Origin of the sequence: Microbacterium sp. C448 (genome assembly GCF_000582705.2) — a bacterium.
Taxonomy (GTDB): Bacteria; Actinomycetota; Actinomycetes; order Actinomycetales; family Microbacteriaceae; genus Microbacterium; species Microbacterium lacus_A.
In genome coordinates this window covers 1-15498 of sequence record NZ_HG779651.1, presented here as the reverse complement: position 1 = coordinate 15498, position 15498 = coordinate 1, and the positions used below count along the sequence as shown (strand labels likewise).

Sequence of the window (15498 nt, the reverse complement as noted above, 5' to 3'; positions counted from 1 at the left end):
ACCTCGGCCCGGGACATCCCGTGCAGTCCCGCCGTCAGGCGGACGTTCTCACGTACCGTCAGGTCGCCGACGAATCCACCGGTGATTTCGATCAGCGGCGCGACACCGCCGTTGACACGCACCACTCCCTCGTCAGCGAGCAGCACGCGCGCGACCAGTTTGAGCAGCGTCGACTTGCCCTGGCCGTTGCGACCGACGACACCGATCGACTCTCCGGGCTGCACGTCGAACGAGACGTTGCGCAAAGCCCAGAATTCGTTCGGACGGACGCGACGGGATGAGCCGGCGAATAGATCTTTGAAGCTCCGCCGACCGCGGCGATTACGTCGGAACCGGATGCCGAGGTCACGTACCTCGATTGCTGCCCCGCTCATCAGAGCTCCTTCAGGACGGGTCGTTCGAGTTTCCGGAAAACCAGGATTCCGAGCCCGAGGAACGCGAAGCACATCAGCCCACCGACCACGACGCTCAGCGTGTCCCATACCTCGGGGAAGAAGCCGACGCGGTACAGAGTGAAAATACCCGACAGGGGGTTGAACGCGGCCAGCTGCGGAAAGATGCCCGGTAGGTCACCCACGCTGTAGATGATCGGCGAGGCGTAGAACAACACTCGGAGGATGAGTTTCGTCGTGCGCTCGAGGTCGGTGTACAGCACGCACAGGGGTGCCACGAGCAGGCCCAGGCCGACGAGCAGCGCCGCCTGCAGGATGATCGCGACAGGGAACCAGAGCAGACCCCACCCGACGGGCGCCCCGGCGATGATCACGAATCCGACGAGTACAGGCAGGGAGAAGAGAAACTCGACGCCTTTGCTCAGGACGATCCGGTTGACCCAGATCGATCGGGGAATCGCCGTCGACCGGACGAGCCGTGCGTCTTTGTTGAACGCACGAGTGAAGTCCGACACCGCCGAGTTGAACCACACCCAGGGCAGGAGCGCCGTGATGAGGAACACGATGTAGGGATCGTGCCCCACCGTCCGCTGGAAGATCTGAGTGAAGACGAACCAGTAGATCGCGCTCATCACGAGGGGGTCGAGGATCGACCAGAGGTACCCCAGGGCGCTCGTGGCATACCGGACCCGCAGGTCGCGCGCCGAGAGCAGCCAGAGGGAGTGCAGGTATCGCCGGGCGGAGCCGGGGCTGCCGACGGCGGCGGTGGTCACGCATGCGAGTCTATGCGCGTCGGACAGCGACTCAGGGTGCATACGATGGAGCGCCGGAACCGTCAGCTCCGACCACGGAGGCACCCCATGTCCGAATTGAACGACGAGGATCTCCGCCATCTGCGCGAGAGCCTGCGCGTCGCGGAGCGTTCGCGCGCGGAAGGCTCCCACCCGTTCGGGTCGCTCGTGGTCGATGCCCGGGGAACGATCGTCTCGTCCTTCGGGAACAACTCCCTGCCGCCACATGGCGATCCGACCCAGCACGCCGAACTGCGCGCGGTCGCGGCGGCGGCGCGGCTGCTCAGGCCGGAAGGAATGCGGGGTTCGACGCTCTTCACGAGCGCGGAACCGTGCGCGATGTGCGCGGGCGCGGCGTACTGGACGGGGATCGACCGGGTCGTCTACGCCCTCTCCGAAACGCGCCTCCTATCGCTCACGGGAGCTCACGAGGAGAACCCGACGTTGACGCTGCCCTGTCGCGAGGTTTTCGCGCGGGGTCAGCGCAGCGTGCAGGTCGTGGGACCGATGCTCGAGGACGAGGCCGCCGAAGCGCACGCCGGATTCTGGGTCTAGAGCGCGGCGCGAATCCGCTCGAGTTGTCCGCGATCGGTCGGTGCGACGGCGTAGAGCCCTCGTTTCACGAAGTCGTCGGCCGTGATACCGAATGGTGCCACCGAATCCAGGTACGTGAGGTATTCGTCCTCTGAGGCGAACTCGTAGATTCTCACTTCGCTGCCGTCGAGCGTCCCTACTCCCCACTGCGAGACGTAGTCGGCAGTGCCGCGGAGGGTGAAATCCGCAAGGCCCAACCGGCCGGCGATGTTCACAAGCTCGTGTTGTGCGGGTGAGGTGGGCGAGGCGATGGGCTCCGGCGACGCCGAGGGCACAGGTGTCGCAGAGGGCGGGGAAGACGCCGATGCCGAGGGGGAAGCACCTGCACCCGGAGACGAAGAGGTCGCCGTTCCCGGCTCGGCTGCGCAGCTGGTGATGGCGAGGACGAGGATGACAGCGAGAGCGGCGGGTGCGTAGCGGGTCACGCGACGAGCCTAACCGCGGCGTTGTCGATACTCAGGCGCCCACGCCAGCCTGGTCCCGTTCGCGCACATCACGATCGGACTCACGCCAGCTGGTTGTTCCACATCGACAGGGCCGCACCGATCGCCATGTGCATGTCGAGGTACTGGTACGTGCCCAGACGACCGCCGAACGAGACATTCCGCTCACCTTTCGCCAACTCGCGATAGGCGAGCAGACCGGAGCGATCTTCCGGGGTGTTGACCGGGTAGTAGGGCTCATCCTGGCCCTCGGCGAAGCGCGAGAATTCACGCATGATGACGGTCTTGTCCGTCGGGTACCGATCGGCGCGCTCCGGGTGGAAGTGCTTGAACTCGTGGATGCGGGTGTACGGCACGTCCGCGTCGGCGTAGTTCATGACCGGAGTTCCCTGGTAGTCGCCCACCGCGAGCACCTCCTCCTCGAAGTCGAGCGTGCGCCACGACAGCGCCCCCTCGGCGTAGTCGAAGTAGCGGTCGACCGGGCCGGTGTAGACGATGGGCAGCTGACCGACCGCTGCCGCCTTGTTCAGGGGCTGCGTCGCGTCGAAGAAGTCGGTCGACAGCTTGACCTCGATGTTCGGGTGGTCCGCCATCCGTTCGATCCACGCGGTGTACCCGTCCGTCGGCAGACCCTCCCACGTGTCATTGAAGTACCGGTTGTCGTAGTTATAGCGCACGGGTAGGCGGCTGATGACTTCGGCAGGCAGATCGGTGGGAGCTGTCTGCCACTGCTTCGCGGTGTAATCGCGGATGAAGGCTTCGTAGAGCGGCCTTCCGATCAGGGCGATCGCCTTCTCTTCGAGGTTCGCGGCATCCTTCGTATCGAACTCGCCCGCGAGTTCCTGCACGAGGGCACGGGCCTCGTCCGGCGAATATGCCGCGTGGAAGAACTGATTGATCGTGCCCAGGTTGATCGGTAATGGGTACACGACACCTTTGTGGTTCGTGTACACCCGGTGCACATAGTCGGTGAACGTCGTGAACCGGTTGACGTACTCCCACACCGCCGGATTCGAGGTGTGGAAGAGGTGGGCACCATAACGGTGGACCTCGATCCCCGTTTCGGGCTCATCCTCGCTGTAGGCATTGCCCCCGATGTGGTGGCGGCGGTCGATCACGGTCACCCTGCGACCGGATGCGGCGGCCCGTTCTGCGATTGTGAGGCCGAAGAAGCCCGAGCCGACGATGAGGAGATCCATACAGGAATTTCTTTCTGTTGGGCCGATGAGGCGTGGACGGCGCATATCGGTGAGACAGCATCGAAGTGCATCCCATACGCCGCGCCATTCTACGCGCGGCGGCCGCGCTGGGTAGGCCCGGAGACCGTGCCCAAAGCACACGTCGGCCTGCTCCCGTACACGGGGACGAAGGGCGGAACCGAAACCTAAACCGGAGAGCTCTACCCGCAAATCTGGCCGCTCTCAGCCGACGTCGCAGGCAGCGATCTCGAACAGTCTGGCGGTTCCTTCGCTGTCCACGAGTTGCAACTCCCCCGATTCTTCGAGCCCGTGGAGTCCCGGAAACCGGTCCGAAAGCCCGTGTACTCCAGCGGTACCGAAATCCAGCACGAAACCAATGCCCAGGCGGGACAATTCGCCGCAGACCGAACCTGGATCCTGGGCGAGCCCCGCTGCAACCGCCTCCATGTCCGGAGTGATCTCGACGAGCGTGTGCGGCATCAGTACTGGTCGATCGCTGAAGGCATACGCGAGAGCGGTCCCGGTGTAGGGATCACCGGCGATGCCCACATCAGCTGGAACGTGTTCATCGAGTCGCTCGAGCAGGGCGAGCTCGTTCGGGCTGAGCAAAGCGGACGTCTCGGCGAAGCCGTACGAGCTGCGGGCCCAGTCGACCGCCCGCTCCATCGCGCCCGTCTGCGTGCCCGCCAACGCGAGAATCACGGCGCCGGTTCCGAGCGCACTCCGGGCCCACGACGGGGCGGTCCGAACGAACGTGATCGAACCGACCCATGCCCAGGTGCGCGATGCGCCGTATGCGGCGAGAGGGACCATGGCTATCGCAAGGATCGCCGCCAATCGAGGCAGATTGTTGTACCAGGGCCCGGTGAACTGGTCGCGCAAGACCCCGAATGGGAGCGAGGACACGACGAAGAACAGCCAGGCCCCGATCACGTAAATCCCGAGGGCGATCAACGCTGATCGAGAACGCTCGATGAGCGCCCACACAATCCCCGCTATGACCGCGATCGCCACCAACGTCGCGGGGACGAGATACCACATCGAAACAGAAAAAATTGTGGCGAGGGCATCCCCCATCGACAGCTGCAACGGCCAGCCGCGCGTTTCAGCAGGCGGTCTCAGCACCCGGACCAGCACAGCACCCAGCGCGAGGTATCCAACGAAGCCCGAGACGACGACGACACCGGCAAGCGCGGATCCTGCGCGGCGGACCTGCTCCCACGCAAACGCGCACACCATGGGCACGGAGAGCGCGAGCCAAGCGACGAACGCGCCGGGGTGTGCCAACGCAAGCCCGACGAGCGAGCCCGCGAGAATGACGACCCACCACCCGGCTCCTTGCGGGGCGGCGGCGGTCGACAGCGAGCACAGGCGCAGGGACGCCGCCAGCGCGAACGGCAATACCGACAGTCCGAGCTGGAAGGGGAAGAGAACGCCGTAGTCGTACAGCAGGATCGGGAATGCGGGGATCGACGCCGCGATCAATCCGGTAGCGACAGCGACTACCGGAGAACTGCCGAACATCGCCCGAGACAACAAGATGACCGCCGCTGGCCAGAACACGGCGGACGACACGAGTGTCAGAGCGTTCACCGCAACAGGAATAGCGACGCCCGACAACTGCACGATGAGCGAGGCGATCCCGTGCCACGCAGCGGGGTAGAACGCGAGCCCACCGCCTGGGCTCGTCATGAAGCCGAGATGCAGAGAAGAGGCATTGCCGGTTTCAAGGATGAACCGCACGCCGTTGAGGTGAAATACGTTGTCGAATGTCTGCGAGATGGCGTCGGGTTCGCCGACTACCTGCACGAATCGCGCGGCGAGGATTGTGGCCGCGAGCAGAATCGCAAGCGCAGTCCACCCGAACCGCGTGTCGTCACCGGGGGCAGTCGCTCGCGTCGAGGTTTCTCCACGCGACCGCCGACGTAGCAACGATCGCGCTCCGAGGAAAGCTCCAGCGAGCACCAACGTGACCAGCAGTACGGGGATGATCGACCAGCTCAATCCCAACCACGGCGCAACGATCGCAGTCCCGCCGACGATGGTCACCGCGAACGCGGGGGTCGCTGCTATGGCCCACGGCCCTCGCAGACCGACGGCCCACGCCAGAGCGCCGCCGACGACGCCGACGAGGACGATCAGGACGACGGACGCCAAGGCTAGATCGAGCCACATCACGAGCAGGGGGCGCCTTTCGATCTGCGTCCGGTTCAGCGACCCAGGATACCCCCTCGACCTTCCAGATCACCTCCGACGGGAACGGGAAGATCAGCACCGGCCGAGCGATATTGTCGACTCGCCGGAGCTCGACCTGATTGACCGCATCCCGATTGACTCCTCCGGACTCGGTCCAGCTCGGCGATCCGGCAGCCGGGACACGTTTCGCGTACGCCTTCACGGGGCTGACGGTCGGCTGAACTGTCGCCGACACCCCGCCGCCAACGAAATAACGGATCTGGTGGCTGGTAGGATCGTGGCCCGTGCCCAAAGTACTCGTCGACCTCCTCTCGTACACCGGAACGAAGGGTGGAACGGAAACCTACACCCGAGAGCTCTACCGGCAGATCGGGCAGATGGATACCCCCTACGAATTCGTCGGGTATGCCAGCAAGGAATTCATGGGGCACGACCACTCGTGGTTCCCCGGTGAGGTCATCGCCTCGAAGTTCAGCGGCGAGAACCGCTTCTCATGGGCCTACGGCGAGTTGTTCGGTGTCTCCCGCGCGGCGAATCGTCTCGGCGCGGACCTGATCCACTGCCCTGCCATGCTCGGGCCGATGCGCTCCCGCGTCCCCGTCGTCATCTCGATGCACGATCTGCTCTACTTCGCTCATCCCGAGTACATGCTGACAGGCCTCTACACCGAACCGGTCAAGTGGATGGAGAAGCGTGGGGCGGCCAACGCAACGCGGATCCTGACCATCAGCGAAGCATCGGCCGCCGACATCCGGAAGTACCTGAAGTTCCCTCCCGAGCGAACCGATCTGGTGCCCCTGGCCGGCACGGTGCAGCCGCGCGAACGCACCACGGTCCAGCGCGAGCCCGCCACTTTCTTGGCCGTCGGCAACCGGCGCCCGCACAAGAACTTCGACGGTCTCGTGCGTTCACTGGCGACCATCGCGCCAGAGGACCGACCCAAGGTCATCATCACGGGCAGTCACGGCGATGACCCCCTGCTGCCTCTCGTCCGGTCCCTAGGTCTCGAAGACTCGGTCGAGCTGCTGTCTTGGATCTCGGTCGAAGACCTCGATCGGCTGTACGAGCGTGTCACGGCCCTGATCGTTCCGTCGCACTGTGACGGCTTCTCGCTCCCCGCTCTCGAAGCGATGCTCATCGGAGTTCCCGTGATGCTCGCGGACATCCCGGTTTACCGCGAGGTGGGCGGTGACGCGGCGTACTATTTCGACTCTTCGGATGACGCGGCCATCGGCCGTGCAATGGTCGACCTCGTGAAGCGACCCGAGCTCCAGAAGAGCCTGTCCGAGGGGGGCCCGGCGAGGGCCTCGCTCTTCTCGTGGGAGAAAGTCGCTCAAGGGACCTTCGAATCCTTCGACCGCGCGCTCTCGGCGACCCCGTCCCGCTAGCCCGGCTACCGGAACGGACGGTGGCCTCCCTCCCGAAGGAGGAAGGCCACTCGAAGATCCTCAGCGCAACGCGATGAGGATCTCGCGCAGCTGATCGATGCTCGACTCCGTGGGGTAGTGCCGGTTGCCCACGAACAGCCCGTCGTAGTGCACGGCATCCGCGGCTGGCAGGGCCTCCGGCACGATCGCGTCCAAGTAGGACATGACCGGGTTCCGGGTGAAGTTGCCGGCCACGATCGGGCGCGACTCGATGCCGGCCGCGGAGAGAGCCTCCCCGACCTCACGGCGACGCCCGGCGTACGGTCCTTCCAGGATCATCGAGAAGCCGAACCAACTGCTCTCACCGACTTCTTTCTGGATCCGGACATCGGGCACGGAGGACATGGCTTGCGTGAAGTACGCTCCATTGCGACGACGCTCGCGGATGATCATCGGAATCTTCTTCACCTGCTCGATCCCGAGAGCCCCCGACATCTCGACCGGACGGAAGTTGTAACCGGGCAACGCGAAGCAGAACGAGTCCTCGAAGGGGTCGCCGCTCTTGTCGTGGACGAAGTTCTGTGCGGGAAGCTCGCGGGTCCATCCGTGCGCTCGCAACGACATCAGGATCTGGTGAAGGCGCTCGTCGTCAGTCAGCACGACCCCGCCCTCCATCGTGGCGATGTGGTGCGAGTAGAAGGTACTGAACGTTCCCATCACCCCGAAGGTGCCCGCCGCGCGGCCGTCGAAAGTTGCTCCGAGGGATTCGCAGTTGTCCTCGAGCAGCAGCAGTCCGCGCTCGTCGCAGATTCGCTGCAGGCGAGCGTAGTCGTTGGGATTGCCCAGGATGTTGACCGCGAACACCGCCTTGGTGCGATCCGTGATGATCTGCTCCGCCAGATCGAGGTCCATGTTGAGGGTATCGAGATCGATGTCGACGAAGCGCAGCTTGAGGCCGTACTGCTGAAGCGGGTAGTACGTCGTGGCCCAAGAGACCGCGGGCACGAGCACTTCATCGCCGGGGTTCAGGTCGATCTCCGGGTCGAGCACCGCTGCCGCGATCGCGAGGAGGTTGGCGCTGCTCCCGGAATTGACCATGACGGCGTGACCCGCGCCGAATTCGGCGGCGAAATCGCGCTCGAACTGGGCAACCAGCGGGCCCATGGTGAACCGGCCGCTCGCGATCACTCGCTGCATCGCCTCGTGCTCGGCGTCGTCCCAGGAGCTGGTTGCCAGCGGGAAGGTGGGCTGATTGGGGGTGGTCATACTGCCTCTCAGATTTCGATGTTGCTCGCGAGGAACGCCGCGTAGGCGGCCGCCATGCCCTCCGGCGCAGCGGTGGGGGGAGCCCAGCCGAGCTGAATGGCCGCTGACGAATCGATCAGACGACGCGGGACTCCCGAGGGCTTGGTGGTATCGAATCGCAGGTCGCCACGATAGCCGACGACGTCACGGGCTATCTCGTAGTACTCGCGGACGCTGAGGTCTGTTCCGATTCCGAGATTGAGCCACGCGGGCCAGCGTTCGAACTCGCCGAGTTGGCCCACGAGCCAGTCGGCCAGGTCCTCGGAGTAGGTGAACTCACGGCGAGCCGTGCCGTCGCCCCACACGTCGACGGTCGGGTCGCCCGAGAGATGCGCCCGGTGCACCTTTCTGAGCGCGGCGGCGATCAAGTGCGCGTCGGCCGATTCGAAGTGGTCGTATGGCCCATACAGGTTCGACGGCAGAACTGCACGGTACAGCAGACCGTGCTGGGCGGATGCGAACTCACACAGCTTCACCGCCGCCGCTTTCGCGAGAGCGTATCCCTCGTTCGCAGGCTCCAGAGCGCCCGTGAGAAGGTCGGCCTCCACGAAGGGGCGGACGTAGTCCATCGGATAGACCGCCGCTGTTCCGACATACAGCAGACGCGGGACCCGCTGCTCCACGGCCGCGCCGATGACGCTGGAGTCCATCAACAGGTTGTCCATCAGGTAGTCCATCGGGGCGGCCAATTTCGCCGCGATCCCCGCAACCTTCGCGGCCGCGTGAATGATCACATCCGGCTGCGCCTGCTCGATCGCGCGCCTGACCGCCTGCCGATCCCGAAGATCGAGCTCTTGCCGCGATGGCGCCGTTACGCTGAACCGCTCCCCCTCACGCTCGAGGCGTGCGAGAAAACTGGAGCCCAGCATTCCTCGCGAGCCCGTGAGAAATACGCGCATCAGGCGCTCTGCACGGCGTCGACGTACCGCGAGCCCTCCACCTCAAGCGCACGACGGTCGGCGTCCACCATGATCTCCGCGAGTCGCGGCGTGAGAACGCGCGGCTTCCATCCCAGCAGGCTCTCGGCCTTTCCGTAGTCGCCCACCAGCGCGTCGACCTCGGTGGGTCGGAGGTAGCGCTCGTCGAACCGCACGTACTTCTGCCATTCGAGACCCGCGTGCCCGAACGACAGTTCCAGGAAATCACGGACCGTGTAGGCCGTATTGGTCGCGACGACGAAGTCCTCCGGCGTGTCATGCTGCAACATCAGCCACATGGCCTCGATGTATTCCGGCGCGTAACCCCAGTCACGGACGGAGTCCAGGTTTCCCATGAACAGAGAGTCCTGCACTCCCGCCGCGATCCGCGCTACCGCTCGCGTGATCTTGCGTGTGACGAAGGTGTCTCCGCGACGCGGGGACTCGTGATTGAACAGGATTCCGTTCGACGCGAACAACCCGTAGGCCTCGCGGTAGTTCTTGGTGATCCAGTACGAATAGACCTTCGCCACTCCGTAGGGCGAGCGAGGGTAGAACGGCGTCTCCTCGTTCTGCGGCGGGGGCGTCGCGCCGAACATCTCCGAGCTGCTGGCCTGGTAGTAACGCGCCGTGGAGCCCGTGGAACGAATTGCCTCGAGAAGACGAACCGTGCCGAGCCCCGTGGTGTCACCGGTGTATTCGGGTTCGTCGAAACTCACGCGCACGTGCGACTGAGCGGCGAGGTTGTATACCTCGTCAGGCTGAATCTGATCCATCAGGGTGACCAGGCGTGACCCGTCCGTCAGGTCGGCGAAGTGCAACTTCAGCCGGGCATCGGGAGTGTGAGGATCGACGTAGATGTGGTCGATCCGGTCTGTGTTGAAGGTCGAAGACCGCCGCACGAGGCCGTGCACTTCGTAGCCCTTGTCGAGGAGAAATTCGGCCAGGTAGCTGCCGTCCTGCCCGGTGATTCCGGTGATGAGGGCGCGTTTCATTGGTGAACTGTTCATAGGAGTGACTCCGACGGTATCCGGGGGTGGCGTGCGCCACCGGGGCCCGTCTCCGACCGTGGACGGGGCGCCACAAGCCTAACCTAATGAGTGCATCGCGCCCGTCAGGCCGCTCCCGTGGAGGCCATCCGACGCGCGCGTGCGGTGACCCGCGAGGCGGCATATGCGGATGCCCACCGCACGGGCGCATCCCACAACGGTGAGACAGGGCGCAGTATCCGTGGCAGGTGACGGCGCTTCACGGCTTCGGACTCGCGGCTCGAGGCACGCCGGTTCGCAACCGTCAGTGAATCCGGATGCCACCGGAACGCCGCAACCGATGTTCGAGTCGATGTGAATGATCCGTGACGACGGAGCGAGAGGAAAGCGTCCAAGTCCATGGCGAATCGCAGACTCTCGTCGAACCCTCCGATCGCCTCGAGAGCATCGAGCCGGATCAGCGCGGCAGGGTTCGGGATGAGGTCCGGTCCCCACGGGAGAAGGAAGGTGGCCAGGCGGCCCGCGGAACTCACCCACGCGGTCCTGTCCTCCGGATCGACGTAGTCGCAACCTCCGTAAGCCACGACGGCGCGAGGGTCGGCCTCGAGCAGGTCACGCAAGAGCGCGAGTCCCCCGACGCGGAACATGTCGTCGTCACCGATCCAGGCATAGTAACGCTCGTGGGTTCGCGCCGTCAGGCCACGGTTGATCGCGGCGCTGATTCCTTGGCGAGGATCGTCCACGAAGACGGCGCCGTACGCCGCGGCCAGCTCACGAGCCGCGACCGCTCCAGGCGGCGAGACCACCACGAGGGTGAGTTCGACCGACTCGCGCTGGGCCTGAACCGAATCGAGGGTCTGCCGAAGGAATTCGAGCCGATCACCCAGGGTGGGAAGGACGACGAGAATGGCGCGAGAAGAGTCAGTCACTGGGGAACCTCTGTACGAAGGCGGGCGGGGCACGGGGTGAGATCAGTCTCGCAGCGACTGTCTGTTTTCCCGATACCAGGCGATCGTGGATTCCAGTCCCTCGCTGAGACCGATAGACGCGGTCCATCCAGCGCTTGCCAACTCCGACACGTCGAGGAGCTTCTGAGGCGTGCCATCCGGACGCGACGTGTCCCATTCCGTGCGTCCCGTATATCCGACGGCTTCCGCCACGAGTTGCGCGATCTCCCGCACGGTGCTGTCCTGACCCGTGCCGACATTGACCTGCTGCGGCCCGTCGTAATGATCGAGCAGATGCAAACAGGCCGAGGCCATGTCGTCCGCGTGCATGAACTCGCGTCGCGGCGACCCCGTCCCCCAGTTGGTGACGACATCCTTGCCTTCCGCCGCGGCCTCGTCGTAGCGCCGGATCAATGCCGGAAGCACGTGCGATCCCGAAACGGAGAAATTGTCGCCCGGACCGTACAGGTTCGTGGGCATCGCAGAGATCCAGGGCCGCCCGTACTGCCGACGCACGCTCTGCACCTGAAGGATGCCCGCGATCTTCGCGATCGCGTACGCATCGTTGGTCGGCTCCAAATGCCCCGTGAGGAGACTGTCTTCACGGATCGGCTGGGCGGCGTCTCGCGGATAGATGCAGCTCGACCCGAGAAAGAGGAGCCGCTCGACGCCGTTCTCAAGTGCCGCATCCATCGCGTTCACCTGGATCTGGAGGTTGTCGGACAGAAAGTCGACCGGAAAAGTGCTGTTGGCGAGGATTCCGCCGACCTTCGCGGCCGCGAGGACCACATGACGCGGCTTGATCTCGCGGAAGAAATCGAACGTCGCTGCTCGGTCGCGGAGGTCGAGTTCTCGCGAACTGCGACCGACCAGGTTCGTAAAACCGTCGGCCTCCAGCGCTCTCCAGATCGCCGACCCGACGAGACCGTTGTGACCGGCGACATAGACAACCTCGTCGCGATCGATGGGGTTCGGGGTATAGGTGTTTCCGTCCGGCATTGTGTTGAAATCTCCCCGCTGTCGATGTGACCATCATAGTTGCCGGCAAACCCTCGCCTCCGAAACCGAGCACACCGACCGGTCGAGACGGTTACGTGACCGATTCGGGATCGTGACGCATGCTCGGGTCTTGGCGCGCGCCGATGAGGTGGACGACGGCTCCCAGAGCGGGCGCGACGAGAAGCGCGAGGACCGTCCGCACGACCGGGTCGAGGGGCAGGAGAACGAAGACGATGGTCGTCACTGCGGCGAGCATCCATCCACGCACGTACCACCGATGCGATTCATGCGCGAGGAGCGCAGGTCCCGTGACGCACATGAGCGCAACGAGCCCGCCACTGACGACGACCGCCGCTGCGACCGGACCCTGAACCATGAAGCGACCGCCGGAGATGAACCCGACGATGGGGGGACCCCAGAGCCACGCACACGCGGCGAATACAACGGACGCCGAGAGCACGATCGCGCCGTACCTGAGCAGAAGGCGCCACGTGCGCGAGGGAGCGCTGCGGAAGTCGACGATGAGGTAGCTCTGCAATGCGAGCAGCGGAATGATCAGCGGGGCACGCGTCGCGGTGATGACGAAGATCAAACCGGCAAGGACCGCGGGGTCAGCGTCCGGCATCGCCGCACGCAGGAGCGCGGGCAGCCCGGTCACGAGCACTCCCGTAGCAGCCGCACCGGCCACCGTCCGCGCCGCGTTGAGCCACAGTCTTCTCGCACCGACATCGAGACGAAAACGCCCGATGACGTTCGCTCGAACCGCGAGCCAGATCACGCCGAACGCGAGAATGAACGGCACCGAGATCAGTGCTGCGAGCACCCCGAGCGGAGCGCCCAAGAGCATTCCCGAGGTCACCGCCACACCGCGCAGGATCCCATCGAGCGCGATCAGCGCTGCTACGGCCCGCCACTGTCCGAGGCCTGACAATACTCCGGCGAACACTGCGGTGAAGAGGTAGCCCACCAACCCGATGACGAACCAGGCGGTCATCGGCACGGGCGCTGCTGCGAACGCCGTGCCCGAGAGGACCGCCCCGACGAGCACGGCGATGAGCGTGAGAGCGACAGCGGCGAGGAAGGTGAACGTACGAAGCGTGGTGTTCGATGGGGGCGTGTCGGCCGCGCGTGTTGCCCGTGTCACCTCCTGCTGCACGCCCGCGACGGCGGCGACCAGCAGGTAGAGCGTGGACCAATAGGCAGCGAATGACAGGTACGTTTCGGCGCTCGGGAGAAGCGCCGGCGCGAGAAGTTGGATGGCGTAGCCGCTCGCCCCTGCGACGACCGTCGCGCCGAGTATGTAAAGGAGGCTGCGCCCTCGGCCCTCAGCTGCGTTCGTCACGGGGCGGCTCCGACGGGGGGACCTCGTCCGGAGTCGCCGCCTCGCCGGTGCCGTTCGCCGCGGGCCGCCGCTCCGCGAGCACCTCGCGGACCGCATCCAGTTCACCCCGGATGATGGCCACCTCTTCGGCTACTCGCCGAACTTCTTCTTCCGATGTCGACAGTTCCCAGGAGAGGTGCAGGGTGACGGCGATCAGGAGCGCCAGTGCGAGGGCGAAGAGGAGATTGGCCGGGACCTCTACGCCGAGCACCGCGGCAAGCCACCCGAGTGTCCCCGGGAAGATGGCGAGAATCAAGATGCTCAGTCCGATGACGATCCAGAGTGCAGCATATTTCTCGCTCAGCTGACGCCTCAGCAACAACACCAAGATGATCGCCAGCACGACAAGAGCGAACGCGATGCCGATGGGAACGATCATGCGCGAGGCCTCCGTCGAAGCATGCCGCGCAGCAGCGCCAGCGAGAGTGCGAACAGCGACCGGAAAAGGTAGACGGTCGCCCCGAACGGGTTCTGACTCGGACGCCCGTGCTGACGCGGACGCATGGCAACCGGCACCTGCGTCACCGTCAAGCCTGAGTGCAGGGCCTCGACGAGAGAGTCCAATGTGTCACCGAGGTACTCGGCGGGGTAGTACCGAACGTACTGATCGATCGCACGCCTGTTCGCGGCACGAAAACCGCTCGTCACGTCCGTCAGGCGGGTTCTTGCGACGCGCGACACGACCCGCGCGAGGAAGACCATCGCCCAGCGTCGCGGGCCCCTGACCGTATATTCTCCGACATCAGCGAACCGTGCACCGATCGATATATCTGCGTCTGCGAGACCGTCGACCACCCGGGCGATGTCGGCCGGATTGTGCTGGCCATCCGCGTCGACCTGGATCGCGCAAGCGTATCCGTGGCGCTGCGCATAGGTGAAGCCGGTCTTCATCGCCCCTCCGACACCCAGGTTGAAGGGCAGCGGGAGAACCAGTGCACCGGCGGCCTGGGCCGCGAAAGCGGTGCTGTCCGTCGAGCCGTCATCCACGACGACGACGTCGTATCGCGCGTCAGCGGCGAGAATCTCCTTCACGGTGGGACCCACGTTCCGCGCCTCGTTCCATGCGGGAACAATGACGAGAACCCGAGGCAACGCGTCGACCATAGTCAGCAATCCTATCCGTGTCGGCGTCGCGATCCCGCTCCCCCGTGCCCCGAGCCGCGAATCCGCACAGACCCCGGAGTAAGGTCTGATCGGCCTGATCCGAGTCGCAGCGACCACGACCGGACGAGGGTCATCGTGTGCCGGCACCGCGACACAGGGGCCACCGCACCAACCGAGACCAAGGCGGACAGATACGATTCATGGGTGAAGTCGAGGGCATTCATCCGGCGCGGCGGGATAACGAAGATCGCGGTCCCTCTGCTCATATTTCTCACGCTCGCCGCCTGGGCATTCGCCTCGCCCGTGGGCGCCAGCCCGGACGACGACTTCCACCTCTCCTCTATCTGGTGCGGGCTCGGAGAGCGATCGAGTCTGTGCGAGGACTCGGGTGATCCCGAGACTCGCCTCGTTCCTGCTCCGCTCACGACCGCCACCTGTTTCGCGTTCGACCCCGCGCAGAGCGGAGCCTGCTGGGACCCTGACGAGAACGCTCAGGGTCTCGTCGAAAGCGTGCGTGTCAACACGGGCCCCCTCTATCCGCCCGTCTTCTACGCAGCCATGTCGGTGTTCGCGAGTACGGACGTTCAAGCGTCCGTGATGGCGATGCGCGCCGCGAACGCCGCCCTCGCGGTGGGTCTTCTCACCACACTCTTCTGGGTCCTGCCGCGCACCGCACGCACGGCGCTCGTAGTGTCCGCCCTCGCATCCGCCGTTCCGCTCGGACTGTTCCTCATCCCGTCGACCAATCCATCCTCGTGGGCACTGATCTCGGCGATCACCGTGTGGTTGGGGTTGTGGGGTGCGACGAAAACGGGCGGCAGGCGCCAGCTCGCGCTGTGCGGGCTGGCGCTGATCGGCGGCGTGATGGGGGCGG

At 65.1% G+C, this 15498-nt stretch carries 16 protein-coding genes; 3 read left to right on the top strand and 13 right to left on the bottom strand.

The features are described from left to right. On the bottom strand, positions 1-374 hold a 374-nt coding region (locus MIC448_RS06515), incomplete at its 3' end, for an ATP-binding cassette domain-containing protein (protein ID WP_036297563.1). Beyond that, positions 374-1165: an ABC transporter permease gene (locus MIC448_RS06510; RefSeq protein ID WP_036297560.1), complete on the bottom strand. Its 792-nt coding sequence runs from the start codon at positions 1163-1165 to the stop codon at positions 374-376. The genes MIC448_RS06515 and MIC448_RS06510, both read right to left, overlap by 1 nt. Positions 1166-1252: 87 nt before the next feature. On the opposite strand from MIC448_RS06510, the gene MIC448_RS06505 reads away from it, so the two are divergent. Further along, positions 1253-1738: a nucleoside deaminase gene (locus tag MIC448_RS06505; protein ID WP_036297558.1), complete on the top strand. Its 486-nt coding sequence runs from the start codon at positions 1253-1255 to the stop codon at positions 1736-1738. On the opposite strand, the gene MIC448_RS06500 is transcribed toward MIC448_RS06505, so the two are convergent. The 3 genes from MIC448_RS06500 to MIC448_RS06490 form a co-directional block, all read right to left on the bottom strand. Beyond that, complete coding sequence (locus tag MIC448_RS06500; RefSeq protein WP_144237995.1) at positions 1735-2202, bottom strand: hypothetical protein; 468 nt, start codon at positions 2200-2202, stop codon at positions 1735-1737. The two genes, MIC448_RS06505 and MIC448_RS06500, sit on opposite strands and share 4 nt — an antisense overlap. An 80-nt stretch (positions 2203-2282) precedes the next feature. Then, complete coding sequence (gene glf / locus MIC448_RS06495) at positions 2283-3419, bottom strand: UDP-galactopyranose mutase (RefSeq protein WP_036297552.1); 1137 nt, start codon at positions 3417-3419, stop codon at positions 2283-2285. Positions 3420-3641: 222 nt separating this feature from the next. Continuing rightward, positions 3642-5594: a DUF6541 family protein gene (locus tag MIC448_RS06490; RefSeq protein WP_036297550.1), complete on the bottom strand. Its 1953-nt coding sequence runs from the start codon at positions 5592-5594 to the stop codon at positions 3642-3644. Positions 5595-5899: 305 nt separating this feature from the next. Here MIC448_RS06490 and MIC448_RS06485 point away from each other — a divergent pair, with 305 nt between their 5' ends. Next, positions 5900-7003 carry a glycosyltransferase family 1 protein gene (locus tag MIC448_RS06485; protein WP_036297548.1) on the top strand — a complete coding sequence of 368 codons (1104 nt, stop codon included), beginning with the start codon at positions 5900-5902 and terminating at the stop codon, positions 7001-7003. Positions 7004-7063: 60 nt separating this feature from the next. Here MIC448_RS06485 and MIC448_RS06480 read toward each other — a convergent pair whose 3' ends face one another. The 8 genes from MIC448_RS06480 to MIC448_RS06445 all read right to left on the bottom strand — a co-directional run bounded on the left by MIC448_RS06480 (position 7064) and on the right by MIC448_RS06445 (position 14624). Further along, on the bottom strand, positions 7064-8248 hold the full coding sequence (locus tag MIC448_RS06480) for a DegT/DnrJ/EryC1/StrS aminotransferase family protein (RefSeq protein ID WP_036297546.1): 1185 nt from the start codon (positions 8246-8248) through the stop codon (positions 7064-7066). An 8-nt stretch (positions 8249-8256) separates the two neighbouring features. Continuing rightward, positions 8257-9186 (bottom strand): NAD-dependent epimerase/dehydratase family protein, encoded by a 930-nt coding sequence (locus MIC448_RS06475; protein ID WP_036297544.1) that lies wholly within the window; start codon positions 9184-9186, stop codon positions 8257-8259. Then, positions 9186-10199 (bottom strand): GDP-mannose 4,6-dehydratase, encoded by a 1014-nt coding sequence (gene gmd / locus MIC448_RS06470; protein ID WP_036297543.1) that lies wholly within the window; start codon positions 10197-10199, stop codon positions 9186-9188. The genes MIC448_RS06475 and gmd overlap by 1 nt, the downstream gene beginning before the upstream one ends. A gap of 119 nt (positions 10200-10318) precedes the next feature. Beyond that, positions 10319-11122, bottom strand: a complete 804-nt coding sequence (locus tag MIC448_RS06465) for a glycosyltransferase (protein ID WP_051513264.1) — start codon at positions 11120-11122, stop codon at positions 10319-10321. Positions 11123-11164: 42 nt separating this feature from the next. Continuing rightward, positions 11165-12139, bottom strand: coding sequence for a GDP-L-fucose synthase (locus MIC448_RS06460; protein WP_036297539.1), 975 nt, complete (start codon positions 12137-12139; stop codon positions 11165-11167). A gap of 91 nt (positions 12140-12230) precedes the next feature. Then, the gene (locus MIC448_RS06455) at positions 12231-13481 is read right to left on the bottom strand and encodes a hypothetical protein (protein ID WP_036297537.1); all 1251 of its coding nucleotides are present in this window, start codon (positions 13479-13481) and stop codon (positions 12231-12233) included. Beyond that, on the bottom strand, positions 13465-13899 hold the full coding sequence (locus tag MIC448_RS06450) for a DUF2304 domain-containing protein (RefSeq protein ID WP_036297536.1): 435 nt from the start codon (positions 13897-13899) through the stop codon (positions 13465-13467). The genes MIC448_RS06455 and MIC448_RS06450 overlap by 17 nt, the downstream gene beginning before the upstream one ends. Next, positions 13896-14624, bottom strand: coding sequence for a glycosyltransferase family 2 protein (locus MIC448_RS06445; protein WP_036297533.1), 729 nt, complete (start codon positions 14622-14624; stop codon positions 13896-13898). The genes MIC448_RS06450 and MIC448_RS06445 overlap by 4 nt, the downstream gene beginning before the upstream one ends. Positions 14625-14828: 204 nt before the next feature. Between MIC448_RS06445 and MIC448_RS06440 the strand changes: the two genes are divergently transcribed. Continuing rightward, positions 14829-15498 (top strand): DUF2142 domain-containing protein (locus MIC448_RS06440; RefSeq protein ID WP_158497523.1); only part of this gene is annotated, 670 nt, incomplete at its 3' end.

Bases quoted from the DNA above. Each gene is read 5' to 3' on its own strand.
- MIC448_RS06505 (WP_036297558.1), top strand. From the start codon at position 1,253: ATGTCCGAATTGAACGACGAGGATCTCCGCCATCTGCGCGAGAGCCTG.
- glf (WP_036297552.1), bottom strand. From the start codon at position 3,419: ATGGATCTCCTCATCGTCGGCTCGGGCTTCTTCGGCCTCACAATCGCA.
- MIC448_RS06490 (WP_036297550.1), bottom strand. From the start codon at position 5,594: ATGTGGCTCGATCTAGCCTTGGCGTCCGTCGTCCTGATCGTCCTCGTC.
- MIC448_RS06480 (WP_036297546.1), bottom strand. From the start codon at position 8,248: ATGACCACCCCCAATCAGCCCACCTTCCCGCTGGCAACCAGCTCCTGG.
- MIC448_RS06475 (WP_036297544.1), bottom strand. From the start codon at position 9,186: ATGCGCGTATTTCTCACGGGCTCGCGAGGAATGCTGGGCTCCAGTTTT.
- gmd (WP_036297543.1), bottom strand. From the start codon at position 10,199: ATGAAACGCGCCCTCATCACCGGAATCACCGGGCAGGACGGCAGCTAC.
- MIC448_RS06460 (WP_036297539.1), bottom strand. From the start codon at position 12,139: ATGCCGGACGGAAACACCTATACCCCGAACCCCATCGATCGCGACGAG.
- MIC448_RS06450 (WP_036297536.1), bottom strand. From the start codon at position 13,899: ATGATCGTTCCCATCGGCATCGCGTTCGCTCTTGTCGTGCTGGCGATC.
- MIC448_RS06445 (WP_036297533.1), bottom strand. From the start codon at position 14,624: ATGGTCGACGCGTTGCCTCGGGTTCTCGTCATTGTTCCCGCATGGAAC.